At 37.1% G+C, this 18,235-nt stretch carries 16 protein-coding genes and 1 pseudogene; 5 read left to right on the top strand and 12 right to left on the bottom strand.

The window, feature by feature from the left end:
* Positions 1–5: 5 nt before the first annotated feature.
* The 5 genes from ACY45D_RS12175 to ahcY all read right to left on the bottom strand — a co-directional run bounded on the left by ACY45D_RS12175 (position 6) and on the right by ahcY (position 8,526).
* Positions 6–2,276: an NADP-dependent malic enzyme gene (locus tag ACY45D_RS12175; RefSeq protein ID WP_089604662.1), complete on the bottom strand. Its 2,271-nt coding sequence runs from the start codon at positions 2,274–2,276 to the stop codon at positions 6–8.
* 142 nt (positions 2,277–2,418) lie between these two features.
* Positions 2,419–5,277, bottom strand: coding sequence for an EAL domain-containing protein (locus tag ACY45D_RS12170; protein WP_463109482.1), 2,859 nt, complete (start codon positions 5,275–5,277; stop codon positions 2,419–2,421).
* A 157-nt stretch (positions 5,278–5,434) separates the two neighbouring features.
* Complete coding sequence (locus ACY45D_RS12165) at positions 5,435–6,151, bottom strand: 16S rRNA (uracil(1498)-N(3))-methyltransferase (RefSeq protein ID WP_463106985.1); 717 nt, start codon at positions 6,149–6,151, stop codon at positions 5,435–5,437.
* Positions 6,152–6,180: 29 nt separating this feature from the next.
* A complete protein-coding gene (metF, locus tag ACY45D_RS12160) occupies positions 6,181–7,017 on the bottom strand; it encodes a methylenetetrahydrofolate reductase [NAD(P)H] (RefSeq protein ID WP_463106984.1) in 837 nt (278 codons plus the stop codon).
* A 126-nt stretch (positions 7,018–7,143) separates the two neighbouring features.
* Complete coding sequence (gene ahcY, locus ACY45D_RS12155) at positions 7,144–8,526, bottom strand: adenosylhomocysteinase (protein WP_010117714.1); 1,383 nt, start codon at positions 8,524–8,526, stop codon at positions 7,144–7,146.
* 360 nt (positions 8,527–8,886) lie between these two features.
* Between ahcY and ACY45D_RS12150 the strand changes: the two genes are divergently transcribed.
* Both ACY45D_RS12150 and ACY45D_RS12145 read left to right on the top strand, forming a co-directional pair.
* Positions 8,887–9,438 carry a hypothetical protein gene (locus ACY45D_RS12150; RefSeq protein WP_463106983.1) on the top strand — a complete coding sequence of 184 codons (552 nt, stop codon included), beginning with the start codon at positions 8,887–8,889 and terminating at the stop codon, positions 9,436–9,438.
* Positions 9,439–9,442: 4 nt separating this feature from the next.
* Positions 9,443–10,405: a DUF4424 family protein gene (locus ACY45D_RS12145; RefSeq protein WP_463106982.1), complete on the top strand. Its 963-nt coding sequence runs from the start codon at positions 9,443–9,445 to the stop codon at positions 10,403–10,405.
* 48 nt (positions 10,406–10,453) lie between these two features.
* Here ACY45D_RS12145 and ACY45D_RS12140 read toward each other — a convergent pair whose 3' ends face one another.
* The 4 genes from ACY45D_RS12140 to ACY45D_RS12125 form a co-directional block, all read right to left on the bottom strand.
* Positions 10,454–10,966 (bottom strand): tetratricopeptide repeat protein, encoded by a 513-nt coding sequence (locus ACY45D_RS12140; protein WP_463106981.1) that lies wholly within the window; start codon positions 10,964–10,966, stop codon positions 10,454–10,456.
* A gap of 89 nt (positions 10,967–11,055) precedes the next feature.
* Positions 11,056–11,394, bottom strand: coding sequence for a DUF3325 domain-containing protein (locus ACY45D_RS12135; protein ID WP_463106980.1), 339 nt, complete (start codon positions 11,392–11,394; stop codon positions 11,056–11,058).
* Positions 11,391–13,148, bottom strand: coding sequence for a PepSY-associated TM helix domain-containing protein (locus tag ACY45D_RS12130; protein ID WP_463106979.1), 1,758 nt, complete (start codon positions 13,146–13,148; stop codon positions 11,391–11,393). The genes ACY45D_RS12135 and ACY45D_RS12130 overlap by 4 nt, the downstream gene beginning before the upstream one ends.
* A 1-nt stretch (position 13,149) precedes the next feature.
* Complete coding sequence (locus ACY45D_RS12125; RefSeq protein WP_463106978.1) at positions 13,150–13,503, bottom strand: hypothetical protein; 354 nt, start codon at positions 13,501–13,503, stop codon at positions 13,150–13,152.
* A 237-nt stretch (positions 13,504–13,740) separates the two neighbouring features.
* Between ACY45D_RS12125 and ACY45D_RS12120 the strand changes: the two genes are divergently transcribed.
* Positions 13,741–13,995, top strand: coding sequence for a hypothetical protein (locus ACY45D_RS12120; RefSeq protein WP_463106977.1), 255 nt, complete (start codon positions 13,741–13,743; stop codon positions 13,993–13,995).
* Between the two features lie 122 nt (positions 13,996–14,117).
* Here ACY45D_RS12120 and ACY45D_RS12115 read toward each other — a convergent pair whose 3' ends face one another.
* Positions 14,118–14,504 (bottom strand): carboxymuconolactone decarboxylase family protein, encoded by a 387-nt coding sequence (locus ACY45D_RS12115; RefSeq protein WP_068975262.1) that lies wholly within the window; start codon positions 14,502–14,504, stop codon positions 14,118–14,120.
* Positions 14,505–14,695: 191 nt separating this feature from the next.
* Complete coding sequence (locus ACY45D_RS12110) at positions 14,696–15,484, bottom strand: pseudouridine synthase (protein ID WP_463106976.1); 789 nt, start codon at positions 15,482–15,484, stop codon at positions 14,696–14,698.
* A 197-nt stretch (positions 15,485–15,681) separates the two neighbouring features.
* Here ACY45D_RS12110 and icd point away from each other — a divergent pair, with 197 nt between their 5' ends.
* Positions 15,682–16,938 carry an NADP-dependent isocitrate dehydrogenase gene (gene icd, locus ACY45D_RS12105; protein WP_463106975.1) on the top strand — a complete coding sequence of 419 codons (1,257 nt, stop codon included), beginning with the start codon at positions 15,682–15,684 and terminating at the stop codon, positions 16,936–16,938.
* Positions 16,939–17,427: 489 nt separating this feature from the next.
* Positions 17,428–17,778, top strand: a complete 351-nt coding sequence (locus tag ACY45D_RS12100; RefSeq protein ID WP_463106974.1) for a DUF4124 domain-containing protein — start codon at positions 17,428–17,430, stop codon at positions 17,776–17,778.
* A gap of 164 nt (positions 17,779–17,942) precedes the next feature.
* On the opposite strand, the pseudogene ACY45D_RS12095 reads toward ACY45D_RS12100, so the two are convergent.
* Positions 17,943–18,224: pseudogene (locus tag ACY45D_RS12095) on the bottom strand (YbfB/YjiJ family MFS transporter); the annotation flags it as partial.
* Between the last annotated feature and the right edge of the window lie 11 nt (positions 18,225–18,235).

Below are 18,235 nucleotides of genomic sequence, written 5' to 3'. Positions count from 1 at the left end.
TAAACCTAGCTTTGAGCTTGTTGAATCTCTGCAACGGTTAAAGCCGTCATATTTACCAAACGGCGAGTTGTTGTCGTAGGTGTTAAAATATGAACTGGTTTAGCTGCACCGAGTAAGATTGGACCAATAGTCACATTATTACCCGATGTAGATTTTAACAAGTTGAATGAAATATTTGCAGCATCAAGGTTTGGCATGATTAACAAGTTTGCAGAACCTTTGAAGCGTGAGTTCGGGAATGCAAAATGACGAATATTTTCATCAAGTGCAGCATCCGCATGCATTTCACCTTCAACCTCTAACTCTGGCGCAATTTCAGATAAAATTTCAAAGACTTTACGCATTTTTTGTGCACTTGGATCATTTTGATCTGAACCAAAGCTTGAATGTGAAAGTAATGCAACACGCGGTGTCATACCAAAACGACGTACTTCTTCAGCAGCTAAAATTGTCATTTCAGCAAGCTGTTCAGCAGTTGGGTTAGTATTTACATAAGTGTCAGCAATAAACAGGTTACGATCTTCAAGCATCAATGCATTCAAGGTAAAGAAGTTATTACGATCTTCTTTTAAACCAATCACGTTTCTTACGAAATCTAAGTGAATGTCATAGCTTGCATATGTACCACATAACATACCATCTGCTTGACCATGACGAACTAACATTGCTGCGATCAGTGTAGAACGACGACGTGATTCACGTTGTGCATATTCAGGTGTTACACCTTTACGTTGCATGATGTTGTAATAATCATCTGCAAATTTTTCGTAATCAGGATTTTTTTCTTGATCAACAATCGTGATGTTTACGCCATGTTCTAAACGCAAACCTAATTTTTTGATGTTCGCTTCAATCACTGAAGTACGACCGACAAGAATTGGTTTTGCTAAACCTTCATCTACTGCGATTTGCACTGCACGTAATACACGTAAGTCTTCACCTTCAGCATACGCAATACGTTTAGGCGCAGTTTTCGCTTGCGCAAAAATTGGTTTCATCATCAAAGCAGAGTTATAAACAAACTCAGATAAGCGTTGACGATATGCTGAGAAATCTTCAATTGGACGGCTTGCAACACCTGAATCCATCGCAGCTTGCGCAACAGCAGGTGCAATTTCAAGAATTAAGCGTTGATCAAGTGGACGTGGAATTAAATAATCACGACCAAATGATGCTGATTTTTCACCATAAGATGCAGCATCCGCTTCAACATGCGCCATACGTGCAATCGCATGCACACATGCAATCTTCATTTCTTCATTGATGGTGGTTGCACCAACATCTAAAGCACCACGGAAGATATAAGGGAAGCATAGTGCATTATTCACTTGGTTTGGATAGTCTGAACGACCCGTCGCCATAATGACATCATTACGCACTTCATGTGCATGTTCAGGTAAAATTTCAGGATCTGGGTTCGCCAATGCAAAAATGATTGGATCATTAGCCATAACCTTAACCATTTCTTTGGTCAAGATGCCAGCAGCTGAAAGACCAAGGAACATATCTGCACCTGCAATCACATCTGCAAGTTGATTGCCTTCGATATCTTGTACATAACGCTTTTTAGATTCATCCAAACCTTCACGTCGTGTCGTCAATAGACCACGCGAGTCTGCAACGATGATATTTTCTTTTTTCGCACCAATTGCACAAAGTAAATCTAAGCAAGAAAGGGCAGCAGCACCTGCACCAGATGCAACGATTTTAATTTCGTCAATTTTTTTGCCATTCAATTGCAAAGCATTTAAAAGTGCAGAGCCCACGATAATTGAAGTACCGTGTTGGTCGTCATGGAACACAGGAATTTTCATGCGTTCACGAAGTTTCTGCTCAATGTAAAAACATTCAGGTGCTTTAATGTCTTCTAAATTGATACCACCAAAAGTGGGCTCTAACGCTGCAACGATATCGACAATTTTATCTGGATCATTTTCAGCAATTTCAATATCGAATACATCAACACCAGCGAATTTTTTAAATAAAACGCCTTTTCCTTCCATTACAGGCTTTGAAGCCAATGGACCAATGTTTCCTAAGCCTAAAACAGCCGTACCATTACTGACCACAGCAACCAAGTTTCCACGTGCAGTATAAAGTGCTGCCTTTGAAGGGTCTTTTTCAATTTCTAAACATGGAGCAGCAACACCTGGAGAATAGGCAAGTGCTAAGTCATGTTGATTGACCAGTTGTTTACTTGGTGTAACGCTAATTTTTCCTGGGGTAGGAAATTCATGGTAATAAAGAGCTTGCTGTTTTAATGATTGATCGTCCATTTGAATCTCGATTGTTACAATGTTCCAGCGAGGCTGGTCGTTTTGACTAAATATGAACGAATATACCATTTGTTGAGCGCTATCGACAGTCAAAAAGTATATATTTCAATTCAAGTTGTAGATTAAAAGTCTAAAATATTGATTAAATCGTAATAAGTTTATGCTGTTCTAAATATTGTGTACTTTCAGCAGCGGTGAGCGGTTTAGAAAAATAAAAACCTTGTAAAATATGACAGCCGTGCTTTTCTAAGAAATCAATTTGTTCTTTTGTTTCAACACCTTCAGCTACTAAAGTAATACCTATTGCTGTGCCCATTGCAATGATTGCATTCACAATCGCCTCATCCTTTTCACGTCCAATTTTAGAAATAAAGGATTTATCAATCTTCAAAACATCAATAGGATAGCTGGTGAGATAGGATAAAGATGAATACCCAGTTCCAAAATCATCTAAGGAAATAGAAATATGACGGTCTTTTAATTGTCGTAATAGTTGGTCGACTTGTTCTGATTTATCCAATAAAGAAGATTCCGTCAGTTCGAGCTCTAACATATCCCCAGAAATATTGTATTTTCTGAGTGCATAATCAATGTCTTCCACCAAATGTCCACGATGAATTTGTTGAGCAACAATGTTGATCGATACTCGGAAGTTTTCGAATCCTAGTGATTGCCACTGATGAATCTGTTTGCAAGTTTCGTTTAAAACAATCAAACCAATATCAGAAATTAAATTGGTTTCTTCCGCCAAAGGAATAAAAATATCAGGGGCAATATAGCCAAGTGTAGGATGTTGCCAACGCACAAGCGCTTCAAAACCGTAAATTCGATTGGTCTGAATACAGACTTTAGGTTGATAATTTACCGATAAATTACGCTCTTTAATTGCTTTTCGAAGCTCATTCTCAAGGTTAATTCCTTGACTCAAAATTGGTATTTTTGAGTTTGAATAGAATTTAACAGTATCTCCGCCTAAGCGTTTTGCTTCGTCCAAAGCGAATTCGGCATGTCCATCTAAGCTGTCTAAATGTAAACCATGCTCAGGAAATAATGCGACACCTATTGAAATGGTAATGGTTTGGTCTTGTCCATTGACTTCAAAGGGGTGTTTAAAAGCTTGTAAAATACTTTGTGTTTGCTGATGAATGGGAATATTGCCGCTGCTTAAATTATAGATCACAGCAAAATCATCGTTGTTTAAATAAGCAGTCAGTGAAGCATTTGCACAGCATAGTCTTAATCTTTGTGCGACTTTCTTTAATAATTCGTCGCCATGCTTCTGACTTAAAGAATCATTAAAGGCTTTAAAACGGTCAATATTAATTCGTAATACAGCAAAATGTTTAAATAAATTAGAATAATCAGTAAGGTAATTGTGCAATTGTTGCTTGAAATAAAAACGATTCGGTAGATCCGTTAAAATGTCATAATGTTTCAAATAAGATAATTTACGTTCTTGTTTTTTTCGATCTGTTAAGTCAGTAATGATGCCCACATAGTTCACAACTTTATTCTTTTCATCATGAATAACATTGATATGAATCCAAAGAACAAGTTTTTTACCTGAGGTAAATTCAATGTGTAATTCAGAATCAAACTCACCAGTTTCTATAAGTTGCTGTGTCATTTGGGCATATGTTTTTGAAGCATATGAGCCCGTATTGACAGTAATATCAAATAAATGCCGACCGATAACATCTTCTTGTTTATAGCCGAGTAACTTTTCAAAAAATTGGTTAACTTCGAGATAACATAAATTACTGTCTAAAACGAAAATACCTTCAGCAACATGCTTAAAAACATTTGCAGCAAGTTTTAATTTTTCTTGATCAGACTTTTCTTTTTGAATATTACGGTGAATACCTACCATTCTCAGTGGTTTATTATTGGTATTTCGAGCAATCACTCGACCAATATCTTGAATCCAACACCATTGGTCATTTTTCTTAATTCTATAAATGGTTTCAAAACGATCAGTTTTACCTTTGATGTGCTGTACCATTATCGTTTTATAATGGGTAAGATCATCAGGGTGAATAAATTCAGCAATATTATTATGTTTTACATTCATCTGTCTGAATTCGACTTCATTATTTGCTTTTGCAATTTCAAAAGTTCTTTTTTCAATATCCCAAATCCAAGAATGAATCCCAGCTGTTTCATGAGCAAAATCTAAGTTTGCTTGATGGTTTTCTAAGCGATCATTAATCTGCTTAAGATCATTTACCCGTTCTTTAACTTTTTGTTCTAGTAGTTGATTATTGAGTTGTAATTCATTTTTAATTTCTTCAGTTCGATTAAATTCCTTTTTTAGTTGTGTTTGCAGTTCTTTAGATGCATTTAAATGGCGTTGCGATTGTTCAATTAAGATGGTGTTATTGTTATTTAATATTTTCAAGCGATTATGCATTCGACTGGCCATTAAGGCACTGATAAAAATCGTTGAAAACCATAAAGCCGTGATAATGCTGTAAAAGAAGAATGCATCATGGAAAAACAACAATTGAGCACAAATAGCGGGAAGTGCAGAAGGTAAAAATATGCAAAGAAAATAGCTAAAGCGCTCAACCAAATAGGTGAGTGCCATCACATAAGTAATACTGAGCAATAAACCAGATAAAACAATAATTTGAGTATGATCGAGTTGCGGGTTCTCAATCTTAAGAAAGTAATAAATAATGCATATACCAATGCCTAAAGTTGTTCCAATTACCAGACAAAAAAATTGAAACAGCGCATCGATTTTATCGTTATTTCTTCCAATCTGATTCTTTTTCAAATATGAAATCGATAAGATCATGGTAGAAATAATGCCGATTAAAACAAAAAACCAATGATTTAAATAGTTTGAATAATCATTGAAATATAAATAATAAATAAAAATATCAAAAAAGCTTGCAAACAAGACCCATGCAAGAAAAATCTGCATATGATCTGCCATACTTTTGACTTGTAATGCATTCATGCTTTGCGAAAGAAGCTCATCCTGAACATCCATCATTTGCTGCTGCACCTTATTTCATTTGAATAATATCGAACTAAAAGTAATTCAAAAAAGCATAATTGTTTTATATTTTAATCGAATTAAAAACGAATACTTTTAATGTAAAATACTGTGTATTTATCACAATTGCAATAATTTTTTAATAAACAGGTCACTATTTTACAATTATATGATTCAAAATTGATAACGCAACAACAGGTGCGGTTTCTGTTCGTAAAATTCGATCGCCAATACACCAATTTTTAAAACCGTAACCATTCGCATCGACAATTTCTTGTTCGGATAAGCCACCTTCAGGCCCAATTAAAAGGACAAGATGAGGGGTAATTGCTTCAAGCGGGTTGAGGTTCTCTTTATTGGGTGCTAAAACTAAACGTGACTGAGGTAAATCAGTTTTTAACCATTCTTGCAAAGGTTGTGGTGCTCGTATTTTGGGCACAATATTCATGCCGCACTGTTCACAGGCTGCAATGACAATGCCTTGCCAATGATCAATCTTTTTTTGATCACGATCATATTTTAAACGCATTTCACAACGTTCAGAAGTCAATAGTTGAATTTCTGATACACCTAACTCTACTGCTTTTTGAATCGCGTAATCCATACGATCTCCCTTGCTCATGACTTGGCCCAATAAGGCTGTAAAAGCAGAGGTTCGATTATCTGGATTGAAGTCGGTAATTTTAACAGTGGCAGATTTCTTTGAAACTTCAATGAGTTCTGCGGCATATTCACCACCTTGTCCATTGAACAAAGTGGCTTTTTCACCCACTTGCGCACGTAAAACTTTAACCCAGTGATGAAACACTGTTTCAGTGAGTTGGATATTCACATCGACAGTTAAATCAGTTTCGATATAAAAACGGGGCATTCAATTTTACTCAAGTCGTGGGTTTGAAATTATGCTAAACCAAGGTCAAGTACAAGTTGACGGTTTGGTTCTGTATGGTTCATAGAGTAGAAGTGCAAACTTGGCGCACCACCTGCAATCAGGCGTTCACATAGTTTTACTACAACTTCATGTCCAAATGCTTTGATACTGGCAGAATCATCGCCATAAGTCGCAAGTTGCTTACGAATCCAGCGCGGAATCTCTGCACCTGTACCATCAGCAAAGCGAATTAAGTTGCTTGCATTGGTAATAGGCATAATTCCTGGAGCAACTGGAATATCAATCCCTTGCTTTTGAATACGTTCTACAAAATAGAAATAGGCATCTGGATTAAAAAAGAATTGCGTAATTGCAGCATTTGCTCCTGCTTTTACTTTTTCAGCGAAATGTTTAACGTCCGCATCAAAGTTATCCGCTTGAGGGTGCATTTCAGGATAAGCTGCAACTTCAATTTTAAAATGATCACCTGAATGTTCACGAATAAAACGTACAAGATCAGTTGCATAAGGTAATTCACCTAATCCAACTTGTCCTGATGGTAAGTCACCACGAAGTGCGACAATACGGTCAATGCCTTGCGCTTTATACAAATCCAGTAATTCAGCAATACGAACTTTATCATCACCAATACATGAAAGGTGAGGGGCAACAGGAGTGCCTTTACCATTAAAGTCAGTAATTGCAGCAAGTGTGCGTTCACGTGTAGAACCACCTGCACCATAAGTCACTGAAAAGAATTCAGGATTAAGCAGTTGTAATTCTTGATGAACAACCTTAAGTTTTTCCGCACCTGCGTCTGTTTTTGTTGGGAAAAACTCAAACGAAATTGGAACACGTTTAGTCATGGTTAAATCCTTTTTATAATACTATTTTAATTACTTTAACCTCTCCCTAACCCTCTCCTATAAGGAGAGGAAACCAAGTCCCTTCTCCCTCAGAGAGAAGGTTTGGATGAGGGTGTAAATTAAAACTTAGTATTTATAAGTCTCAGACTTAAACGGACCTTCAACAGCAACGCCAAGGTAATCAGCTTGTTCTGGAGTCAATTGAGTAAGAACACCACCAAAACCTGCAACCATTGCAGCAGCAACTTCTTCATCTAATTTCTTAGGAAGAAGTTCTACACGAATAGACGCTTGTTTTTGGTCTTCTGGTAGATCAGCAAATTTTTCAGCGAATAAATGCATTTGACCTAAGACTTGGTTTGCAAATGAACCATCCATAACACGTGAAGGGTGACCTGTTGCATTACCCAAGTTCACTAAACGACCTTCAGAAAGCAAGATTAAATAATCATTTTCGTTTTCTGTACGATACACTTGGTGTACTTGAGGCTTAACTTCAACCCATTTGTAACCACGTAAATAATTGGTATCGATTTCAGTGTCGAAGTGACCAATATTACATACTACAGAACCTGCTTTTAATGTATCTAACATTGCAGCATCACAAACGTGGTAGTTACCAGTCGTTGTTACGATCAAATCAGTATTTTGAAGAAGATCTAAGTTAATGTCTTCTTTCTTGCCAGTTTGAACGCCGTTTTTGTACGGAGAAACAACTTCATAACCATCCATACATGCTTGCATTGCACAGATTGGATCGATTTCAGTTACACGTACAATCATGCCTTCTTGGCGAAGTGATTGAGCAGAACCTTTACCTACGTCACCATAACCGATCACAAGTGCACGACGACCAGATAAAAGCATATCTGTACCACGTTTGATTGCATCGTTTAGTGAGTGACGGCAACCATATTTGTTGTCGTTTTTAGACTTAGTTACAGAGTCGTTTACGTTGATCGCAGGAACTTTCAAAGTACCATCACGGAACATTTCATGCAGACGCTGTACTCCTGTCGTTGTTTCTTCAGTGATACCGTGGATTTTAGCAATCAATTCAGGATATTTTTCATGAACAACAGCAGTTAAATCACCGCCATCATCTAAAATCATGTTGGCATCCCAAGGTGTGCCATTTACATTGATTTGTTGTTCAAGACACCACATGTATTCTTCTTCAGTTTCGCCTTTCCAAGCAAATACTGGAACACCAGAAGCAGCAATTGCAGCAGCAGCGTGGTCTTGAGTAGAGAAAATGTTACATGAAGTCCAACGAACTTCTGCACCTAATTCAACCAGTGTTTCAATAAGTACAGCAGTTTGAATGGTCATATGAATACAACCAAGAATTTTTGCACCAGCAAGTGGTTTAGCAGCAGCATAACGTTTACGTAAGCCCATCAAAGCTGGCATTTCTGCTTCAGCAAGTTTGATTTCTTTACGGCCGTAGTCTGCTAGAGAAATATCAGCAACTTTATAATCTGTAAATGAAGCATTAACCGCGTTCATCACGATCTCCTTTATTAATAAAAAATAATTGATCATTCAGTTCGCGGATGCCGTTGTTGATTAAAACCAGTATTCACAGAAATTTTAACCGAATCGTCGAGCCTAGCGATTTCACATTTATGTGCCTGTGAAAAAGTCGCAGCATCCCTCGACTGGAGGCTATTGTACCGATATTTTAATTTTGTTCCAATGTTGATTGTATAAAAACCTATCAATTAAGGTGAATGAGGAGTTGTGTTGTAAACTAAAAAATAGAAAAAATCTGTTAAATTCTTGCGTTATAGCAAGCGTCTAAATTAAATGAATGGGGATCATCTCTATTCATTAAGTCATTGGAATGAGTGTTGGAGCATACCGTTTATGAATATTGTACAAATCATTGATCAGCATACCTTTGCTCTAAAACATGCAATAGAACAAGCTTCGTTAATGCAACGTAAAAGTTTAGTAAAAGCGGTGTTTGGGTTTTATGAAAAATTGCCTTATTTTCATCAGACGATTGAACAGCACTACCATATTCATATTGAAAATAATCAATTGCTGAAAGATATAGACCAAGAAAATTTAGCGTTTTATCAAAACCAAATTAAACTTGCCAATGCTGAGGTCGATGAATATTCAGATGATTATGAAGAGCTGGAAGCAATTCAAGTGATTACACTGGATGCCTTTTTTATGATGGTGTCGAATCAAAATAAATCCAAAAACCTACTTGCATTGTTGAGCGGCGTTATTGAAGTGCTCGATTATTATGAAAATTTCTCAGACGCCCCTGCGTATTGGAATCAAGTTTTAGAACAAGAAATTATTTTCCAGAAGCAAATAATGAATGAACTTTCTGAAAATGTTATTGTTGATGAGTCAATTTATACGCAACGCTACCAATCGATTGAATTTGCTGATTTGGACTAAACGAATGAAAATTATATTATTTGTAGCTTCATTTTGTGTTGCATCCTCTGTCGTTGCCAACGACTCTACAGGCTATGTGGGTACAGGTGGTATTGAATATTTGAAAAATAAAAATATTGCCATGCAAAGTGAAGATTTATCCATAAGCAAAAAATTGATTAAAGTGGATTACCAATTTAAAAATCTAAGTCAGCGTGATATTACCGAAACTGTTTTGTTCCCGCTACCAAAAGCACAGAATTATATTGAACATGATTTTGCAGATGTAAAAGGATTGATTGATAGTTTTAAAGTTACTGTGAATGGTAAAGCGCTTAAACCGAAAACTCATATTCGTGCTTTTTTACCCAGTAATGCCGATCAATACAACCAAGATGAAAATTTTCAGGCAGATGTGACAGCAGAACTAGAAGCTTGTGGGCTAACAGAGCAAGAATTAATGTCGCCTTGGAAAAAAGAAGATTCAGACAATGAAACCAAGGTCATTCAAAAAATTAAAGCTTGTCAAAATCCAAAAGTTCAGAAATTACTAAAAATACAAGATGATGATTATATTCGTTGGCAATCGCAGGTGATTTATAGTTGGCAGCAGACCTTTAAGGCCAATACCATCACACAAGTGTCTCATCAATATCAACCTTTGGTTGGCGGTTCTGTTTCACTTTATCCTGATGAATATAATCATCAATTTTGTATGGATCAAAATTTCAAGCAAGGTTTGAAAAAGGCACAGTCGCAAAATGCTCCTTTTAGTGCATTGGGTTATATTTTAACAACGGGCGCAAACTGGGCAAAACCGATTCAGAATTTCAAATTGACTATTGAACGTGAACCTAATGAATTGGTTTCTTTTTGTTGGAAAGGTCATGTGAAAAAAATCAGTGCGACCCAATTTCAAATGGTCGAGAAAAATTTTATTCCTAAACAGGATTTAGATGTGATCTTTGTCCATTTACGTGAGGAATAACATATAAAAAGCCCATATAAAATGGGCATACTGTCTATTGGATTTGAATTATTCCGCAACTTTGGCTTTTTCCGCCCAAAAATCAGCTTTGGTTTCATCGACATCGACACCCAAACCATGTTCATAAATGCATACTAAATCTCGCATGGCTTGTACTTCACCGAGTTCGGCAGCTTGGATGACCATCTCTACAGATTTAACGATATCTTTTTCAACCACATCACCACGACGATAAAAATTAGATAATTCTAAAATCGCAGCAGGGTGGCGATGTTTTACAGCTTGTTCTAACCAACGATGGGCATGTTCAAACCAAACTTTTGCTTCATCGGGATCTGCTTCAAGTAAGTCTTTTGCATAGGCATGATAACCTTCGCCAAGCCAATACATTGCTTCTACATGACCCAGTTGTGCTGCTTTGAGCGCCCATTCTTCAGCAAGTTGATTATCTTGTTCATCATCACTTTGCATATAAATTTCAGCAAGTTCAAATTGTGCATTGGAATTGCCCATGGCAGCACGGTTTAACAATTCTGCAGGGATTGAAAGAGGCTTAGACATAAACATTCCGCTAAACAAAGTGACCAATAAAAAAATAAGCCAATGTGTCGATTGGCTTATTTAATTATAGCGTAATTTAGAATATTTTTTTAGAAGAGATAAACAACACCACTGCAAAAAGCAATGAGCATGCTGAAGCTGAAAATGTACTTAATCTGAGCATCGAAATAACTTAAACACAGTCCTACCAATAAAGCAGAGCAGGTCAGTACGCCAATCCAATAACTGAGCATATTACTGATATTTCCAGCCATCAAACAAAAGGTCAATGAAATACCGAATACGCTCCATCCAACAATGGTAGCAACAAGGGTTTGTTTTGAGCTTAATTCTCGACCAAAAATCTGTTTCTGATGTTTGGACATTGAACTCGCCAATGCGATAAAGGCGAGACTGCATAGAGACCAAATCAAGATAAAAAATATCATGCTTTAATCTCCTGAGTATTTGTCTGACTTGGTTTTTTAGCTTTCTTGTTTGGAAGACCTTTATGCTTTTTCACTTTGTAGAATGAGAAGAAAAATAAAATAGCGATTGCAAGTGTCATTAAATCAAATGATGCAATCATCCACTGACCATGAGGAATACTGCTCCATAGCGCATGTCCGCCCGTTATAAAATTCACGATTGGCAATAGGGCATAGGCAACACTTGCAAATAACAAAAGTTCTAGCCAAGCCTGACGGTGTGTACGCATGGCTGCATAAATAAAAGTCAAAAGCCATGTGATAAAAAATGCACGAATTTCCCAGTTTAAACGCATTTCTATCTCTGTAGGAATGAAGCGATTGGCATAGAAATATGCTGCACAAGCAATCGGTAAACCAATGATTGCTGTGATATTGGTCACTTCAACGACACGATAGCCAAAGGATTTATATCCTTGCTTTTGTTGCTGCGGCGCACGTTTAACACACCATAAAATAAGGCCTGTGGTGACCATGAGTGTGCCAATCACCCCCGAGAAAAATAATAACCAACGCAGTGCTAAATCTACGCCACGAGCTTCATGTAACACGGTGACGACATTATAAATTCCCATAGGAATAGACAGGTTGTTTTGTTGGGTATTCGCATGGGTAATGTTTTTACCTGTAACACCATCGAATTTTAAAAATAAAGACGTATTACGATTTACGACACTTTCAGCATACAAAGCACGAAGTTCAATACTCGCATTATTGGTATTTGGCGCAATGATATTGATCGATGCAATCGGGTTATTTTTCCATTGCGACTGTGCTGTGGTGACGATGGGTGCTAAGTCGACCAGTGGTGCAGGATGAGCAACGTGTTGAGGATGCTTTTTACCGTTTTCACCTCGTGATCGTTGTCTATTTTCATCCGCTTGTTGAGCTCTGGCTCGTTCTGTGCCTTGAGTTTGGGTGCTGTTTGCAGATCCAGAACGGTTTTCGGGATTCTTATTTCGAGCATTATTTTGCTGAACTGTATCTCCACGCATCTCTTGGAAAAACGCTTGTCGATCTTTATAAACTTGGTTGATTCCCCAAGGCATAAACGTAAACATCAGCAATAACAAACCACTAAAAGTGATCATAATATGAAAGGGCAGTGCAAAAACGGCTGTTGCGTTATGTGCATCTAACCATGAACGTTGCCCTTTGCCTGAGCGAAAGGTAAAGAAGTCTTTAAAGATCTTTTTATGGGTAATGATGCCACTAACAATTGCAACTAACATCAACATTGTCGCTAAACCGACCAACCAACGTGTCCAAAGGCGTGGTAAACCGTAGAGCTCAAAGTGGAAACGATACAGAAAACCACCACCACGTGTTTCACGGGTATCGATAACTTGTCCCGTTGCACTATCAATAGTGATCCGCTCACCACCACGACGCGCTTCTAAATCTTCACCTTGTTTACGAATATTCAGTTCAGTCGTTGTTTGTCTAGAATTCGGTAGTTGGATCATCCAACTTCCTGCATTGGGATAGTTTTTCTGTAAATATGCCAAAGCAACTTGGGTTTGCTGTATTTGAGAAGGATGAGGTACAGATTGATGGGTTTCAGGTTTCATCCAAACGGATATTTCTGATTGGAAAAAACTTAATGTTCCTGTCAGGAAGATTGCATAAAGTAACCAACCTAGAATTAAACTGGCCCATGTGTGTAGCCATGACATCGACTGACGAGGCCCTTCAATTTTTGCATCTACGCGCATTTTAATTTCCTGCCATTTTATAAATCATCCATAAAACTAAGCAAGGAACAACAATTCCTAAACTCGCTTTAAGGGTTTTATTGACCATAAATACCCAAATGAAGGCAGCACAATGAATGCTAAATGCGATGAGTGTTGCGCTCATAACACTCGAAACTCTGTATTCAGCAAATGTCTTGGCAATCACGATGGCTGAAAGTGCGGCAAGAATATAACCGCCAAAAATAGCAAGGATGAAACGGTAAAAAATCATTAATCGATAGGTTGTTAATGATGAGGCGGATTTAATTTGTGTGTTCAAAGTCGGAGTTGAAATTGATGCATTCGCGACATCTAGTTCAGTCTGGCTATTCATAAGCAATGAAATCTAGGAGATTTAAATTAATGAGAATAATAACAATTATCATTTATATTTAATATAGATAATTTAACTTTTGATGAAATAAAGCAATGGATTTATAAGCTTTTTTATGGACTGTTTAAAGATTCAGAGCAAAAGGTTTTGTATTGAATTGTCTGTTAAACATAAACAATACACAGCTTTTCACATTTTCTTTATATCTTAAGTAAAAGATCAATAGGATATCTACCTATGTTCATTTCGGCATCTGAAGCCAAGCGATTGGTTGAAAACTCAAACGTGAACATTGAGCTTTATAAAATGCGCTTGGCACAATTGATTGAAGACAATGCCAATCAGGGCAATACCGCGGTGTTTACAGTTTTACCTAAACATTTAGCTTTAGCGGATATTCGAGGGCTTTCTTCTGAGTTGACGCAATTGGGTTATCACGTGCGCTTTGAAGTCGATGAATCTTTTTATAGTTTTAATGTGTTTTGGAATTAATTGGATTTAAATACACGGTTTATTTTCTATGTTTATCAGCACTCGGCTTAAACAAGAAGTTTATTGATAAAGTCTAGAAATAGACTTTATCAATATTCAATTTCAGGTTCAACATTTAATTTTTATTCGGCTTTTTGGTATTCATTAATCACTTCAAGTGCAGCACGGAAAGCTTCCTGTGTTGCAGGCGCACCACAATAAGGCAGGCTATGTAGCAAGACTTCCTGAATTTCTTCAACTGTTGCACCGTTGTTTAAAGCACCACGCACATGACCTTTTAGCTCAGTCGGGCTTTTTTGTGCAGTTAAAAATGCAATGGTAATCAACGAACGGTATTTACGTGGTAAAACACCTTCACGTTGCCAAGTAGAGCCCCAAGCATGTTCATTAATCCAATCTTGTAAAGGCTGAGTAAAAGGAACGGTATTATCTTGTGCGCGTTTTACAAAACTTTCACCCATGACTTCCGTACGCACTTTTAAGCCATTTTCATAATCTTGTTGTGACATGTCATTTCTCTTAAATTATCAATATCAATGAGGATGTGAATACAGTTTATATCTGAATGTCTCAGATTCGTAGGGGATAAGGGGTTTAAATTTTATAGATCTAGGGATTTATATGCAGATTGATTTAAAAAAGACGTTTATGTGGTGTTAATGAAAGCTCAGGCATCCAAGCTTTCATTCACCCTTAAATCTTAACGACCATTACGTCCGCGGCCACGTGGTGCTTTGGTATTTGGACGTGTCGTACCATTGGTTCTACGCTTTGGTTTTTCACTATCATCCATTTGCCAAATACGTTTTGTTCCAGATTTTTTAACAGAACCATCTTTGTTTTTACGAACCATGGGCTTACCACCTGTTCCACCTGGTTTTTTAACATAAGAACGTGAACGGTATGGTTCTTCAGCAGGGATATTTTGAAAATCAGGATAAAGCAAAGGCTCAATTTCTTTGGTTTCACCCGGTTGTAAACCTAATCTGACAAGGTCAATGGCCCCAATTTTAGTACGAATTAAACGTAAAGTTGGAAAGCCGACAGCAGAAGTCATACGACGTACTTGACGGTTACGTCCTTCACAAATAGAAATTTCTACCCATGATGTTGGAATATTGGCACGAAAACGAACGGGTGGATCACGATCCCACAACCATTCAGGTTGCTCAACTTTAATCGCTGTAGCAGGTAGCGTCATACCATCTTTAAGCTCGACACCTTTGCGAAGCTGCTCTAAAGCTTCTTCAGTGATATCGCCATCGAGTTGTACTAAATAAGTCTTAAATTTCTTGTTTGCTGGATTAGTGATGTACTGGTTTAAGCCACCATGATCCGTTAAAAAGACTAAACCTTCAGAGTCCATATCAAGACGACCAGCCAAACGCAGGCTTGGGTCATCTACGAAGTCAGACATAGTCATATGCGCTTCGTCTTTTCGGAATTGGGAGAGGACGTCATAGGGCTTATTAAGAATGACAATTTTCATAAAAAATGACTTCTGTAATTACATAATATGGGAGAACATTGAGCTTTATTTAATTGAGAAATGTTGTTATTCCCCGTATAAATCTCAAAAACACTGGAATTCAATTACACTATTATGCGTTAAGAAGCGTTGAAAGTATTGTCAATTGACAATTTTTTTTGGATTTTCCAATTATAATAAAAGGGAGAGCTTGCACAATGGGTTATCAGAAGATCGTAGTACCTGCAGACGGCAGCAAAATTACTGTGAATGCAGACTTGTCATTGAATGTTCCAAATCATCCTATTATTCCTTTCATTGAAGGCGACGGTATTGGTGTAGATATTACACCCGCAATGAAAGCTGTAGTCGATGCTGCGGTTCAAAAAGCATATGGTGGCAAACGTTCGATCGAATGGATGGAAGTCTATTGCGGTGAAAAAGCAGACAAAATTTATGGCAGTTATATGCCTGAAGAAACTTTCGAAGCACTTCGCGAGTTTGTTGTTTCTATCAAAGGCCCTTTAACGACACCTGTTGGTGGTGGTATCCGTTCATTGAACGTTGCTTTACGTCAAGAACTTGACCTTTATGTATGTGTACGTCCAGTACGTTGGTTTGAAGGTGTACCTTCGCCGGTTCAGCACCCTGAACTGACAGACATGGTGATCTTCCGTGAAAACTCAGAAGATATTTATGCAGGGATTGAATGGAAGGCGGATTCTCCTGAAGCGAAAAAAGTCATCAAATTCCTAAAAGAAGAAATGGGCGTGACCAAAATCCGCTTTGAAGATAATTGTGGTATTGGTATCAAACCAGTATCTAAAGAAGGAACTCAACGTTTAGTCCGTAAAGCGATTCAATTTGCAATTGATAATGATAAGCCAAATGTGACTTTGGTTCACAAAGGTAACATCATGAAATATACCGAAGGTGCCTTCAAAGAGTGGGGTTATGAGCTTGCTATTGACCGTTTTGGTGGTGAATTGATGGATGGTGGTCCTTGGGTTAAAATTAAAAACCCTAAAACAGGTAAAGACATCATCATTAAAGATGTGATTGCCGATGCATTCTTACAACAAATTTTGATGCGACCTGCTGATTATTCAGTCATTGCAACATTGAATCTAAATGGTGACTATATTTCTGATGCACTTGCAGCAGAAGTTGGTGGTATTGGTATTGCACCTGGTGCAAATATTGGTGGCGCAATTTCTGTCTACGAAGCAACGCATGGTACAGCGCCTAAGTACGCAGGTCAGGATAAAGTAAATCCGGGTTCAATTATTCTTTCTGCTGAAATGATGTTACGTGATATGGGATGGACAGAGGCAGCTGATTTGATCATTGAAGGGATATCAGGTGCGATTGAAGCAAAAACTGTCACGTATGACTTTGAACGTTTGATGCCTGGTGCAACATTGCTTCGTTGTTCTGAGTTTGGTCAAGCGATTATTGCAAACATGGATCAATAACTGGTGAGCGGCTTGATGATTTAATTATCATTGAGCTTTGCATTTTAAAACCCGCAATTTTTTGCGGGTTTTTTTATGGTTAATTATTTTGAGTAAGACCCAAATTCAATAATAGAAGAATGATGATTAAAACTCGTATTCACATGTTGATTCTCAAGACGATGTGTATGAAATATCTAGGAAAAAGAATAGGAAAGAAAAGTGGAGCTTCATTTATTATTCTATTTTTATTTTAAATAACTGCAGTATAAATCTAAGTATATTTAAGTTATTGCTTATTATATATATTTAAATAAAGTACCTAGTGATATGTATTTAAATACATGAGTTTGAATATATTGAATGACAAAAACATGTCGAAAATGGCAAAAAAAGTCAGATTTATCCGTTTGTGGTAAGCCTTAAAATAGCATGAGATAAAAACGCTTACGTCAATAGCTATTTGAATCATTAGTTGATATTTTATACGCGCTTAGAAGGAGTATAACGATGAAAGCTGGCTTGATATTTTTTGTATTTTTAGGAATTTCTGTAAGCGCAGAGGCGAGTGAAGTTTATAAATGTGTAAATAAGGGAACAGTGACTTACCAAGCTAGACCATGTGCTGGAAAAGTGATCCCAAATCCACAACAAGAATATCAAAAAATGCTTTCTCAACGTACAGCAAGTCAAGATGCTAAACAGAAAGCGCTTGATGTATCTAGCCGTTATTCTCAGCAACAACACTTGCAACGTAAGTCAAGTAATGGAACGTCAAACGAGATTCCTGATACCGTTGAAGGGAAGAAGAAAAGCATGGCGATTGCCCAAGATGCTTATAAAATGACGAAAGATCGTTAAAATTCCAAAGCATTAAGTTTATTCTTAAGTCAGTTTTAAATAATGTTCAGATATTTGATTTAAACTCTTTACCTAGGAATGAAGTATTAAATAAGGTGATCGCTGATCTTTATTTTAATTATAATGATATCTGAATATTATACTTGGCTGATATAGAACTTTAATTAGAACTGTGAGTTTGGATGGGTTTGTTTTATTTGTGTATAAATAAAAAATTGTAGTGTTCCTAAACCCAATACAATAGAAGCAAGAATAAATTGTTGATGATACGAAATTCCAAAATGCTGTAATCCACTAAAACAAAGTCCACCGATCAATTGAGTTATCGCAAAAGATAATGTGGCGACACTCCATAGTTTTTTATAGGCAACGCCATACAGATGCATGATGGTATAAGACGTTAAAAACACCACAGCAGGATTGAGTAAACCCGTCAAAAATGAAGATATAGAAAAAA

This window comes from Acinetobacter sp. BZX-2 (genome assembly GCF_055179795.1).
This window is presented reverse-complemented; position numbering and strand designations above follow the sequence as displayed.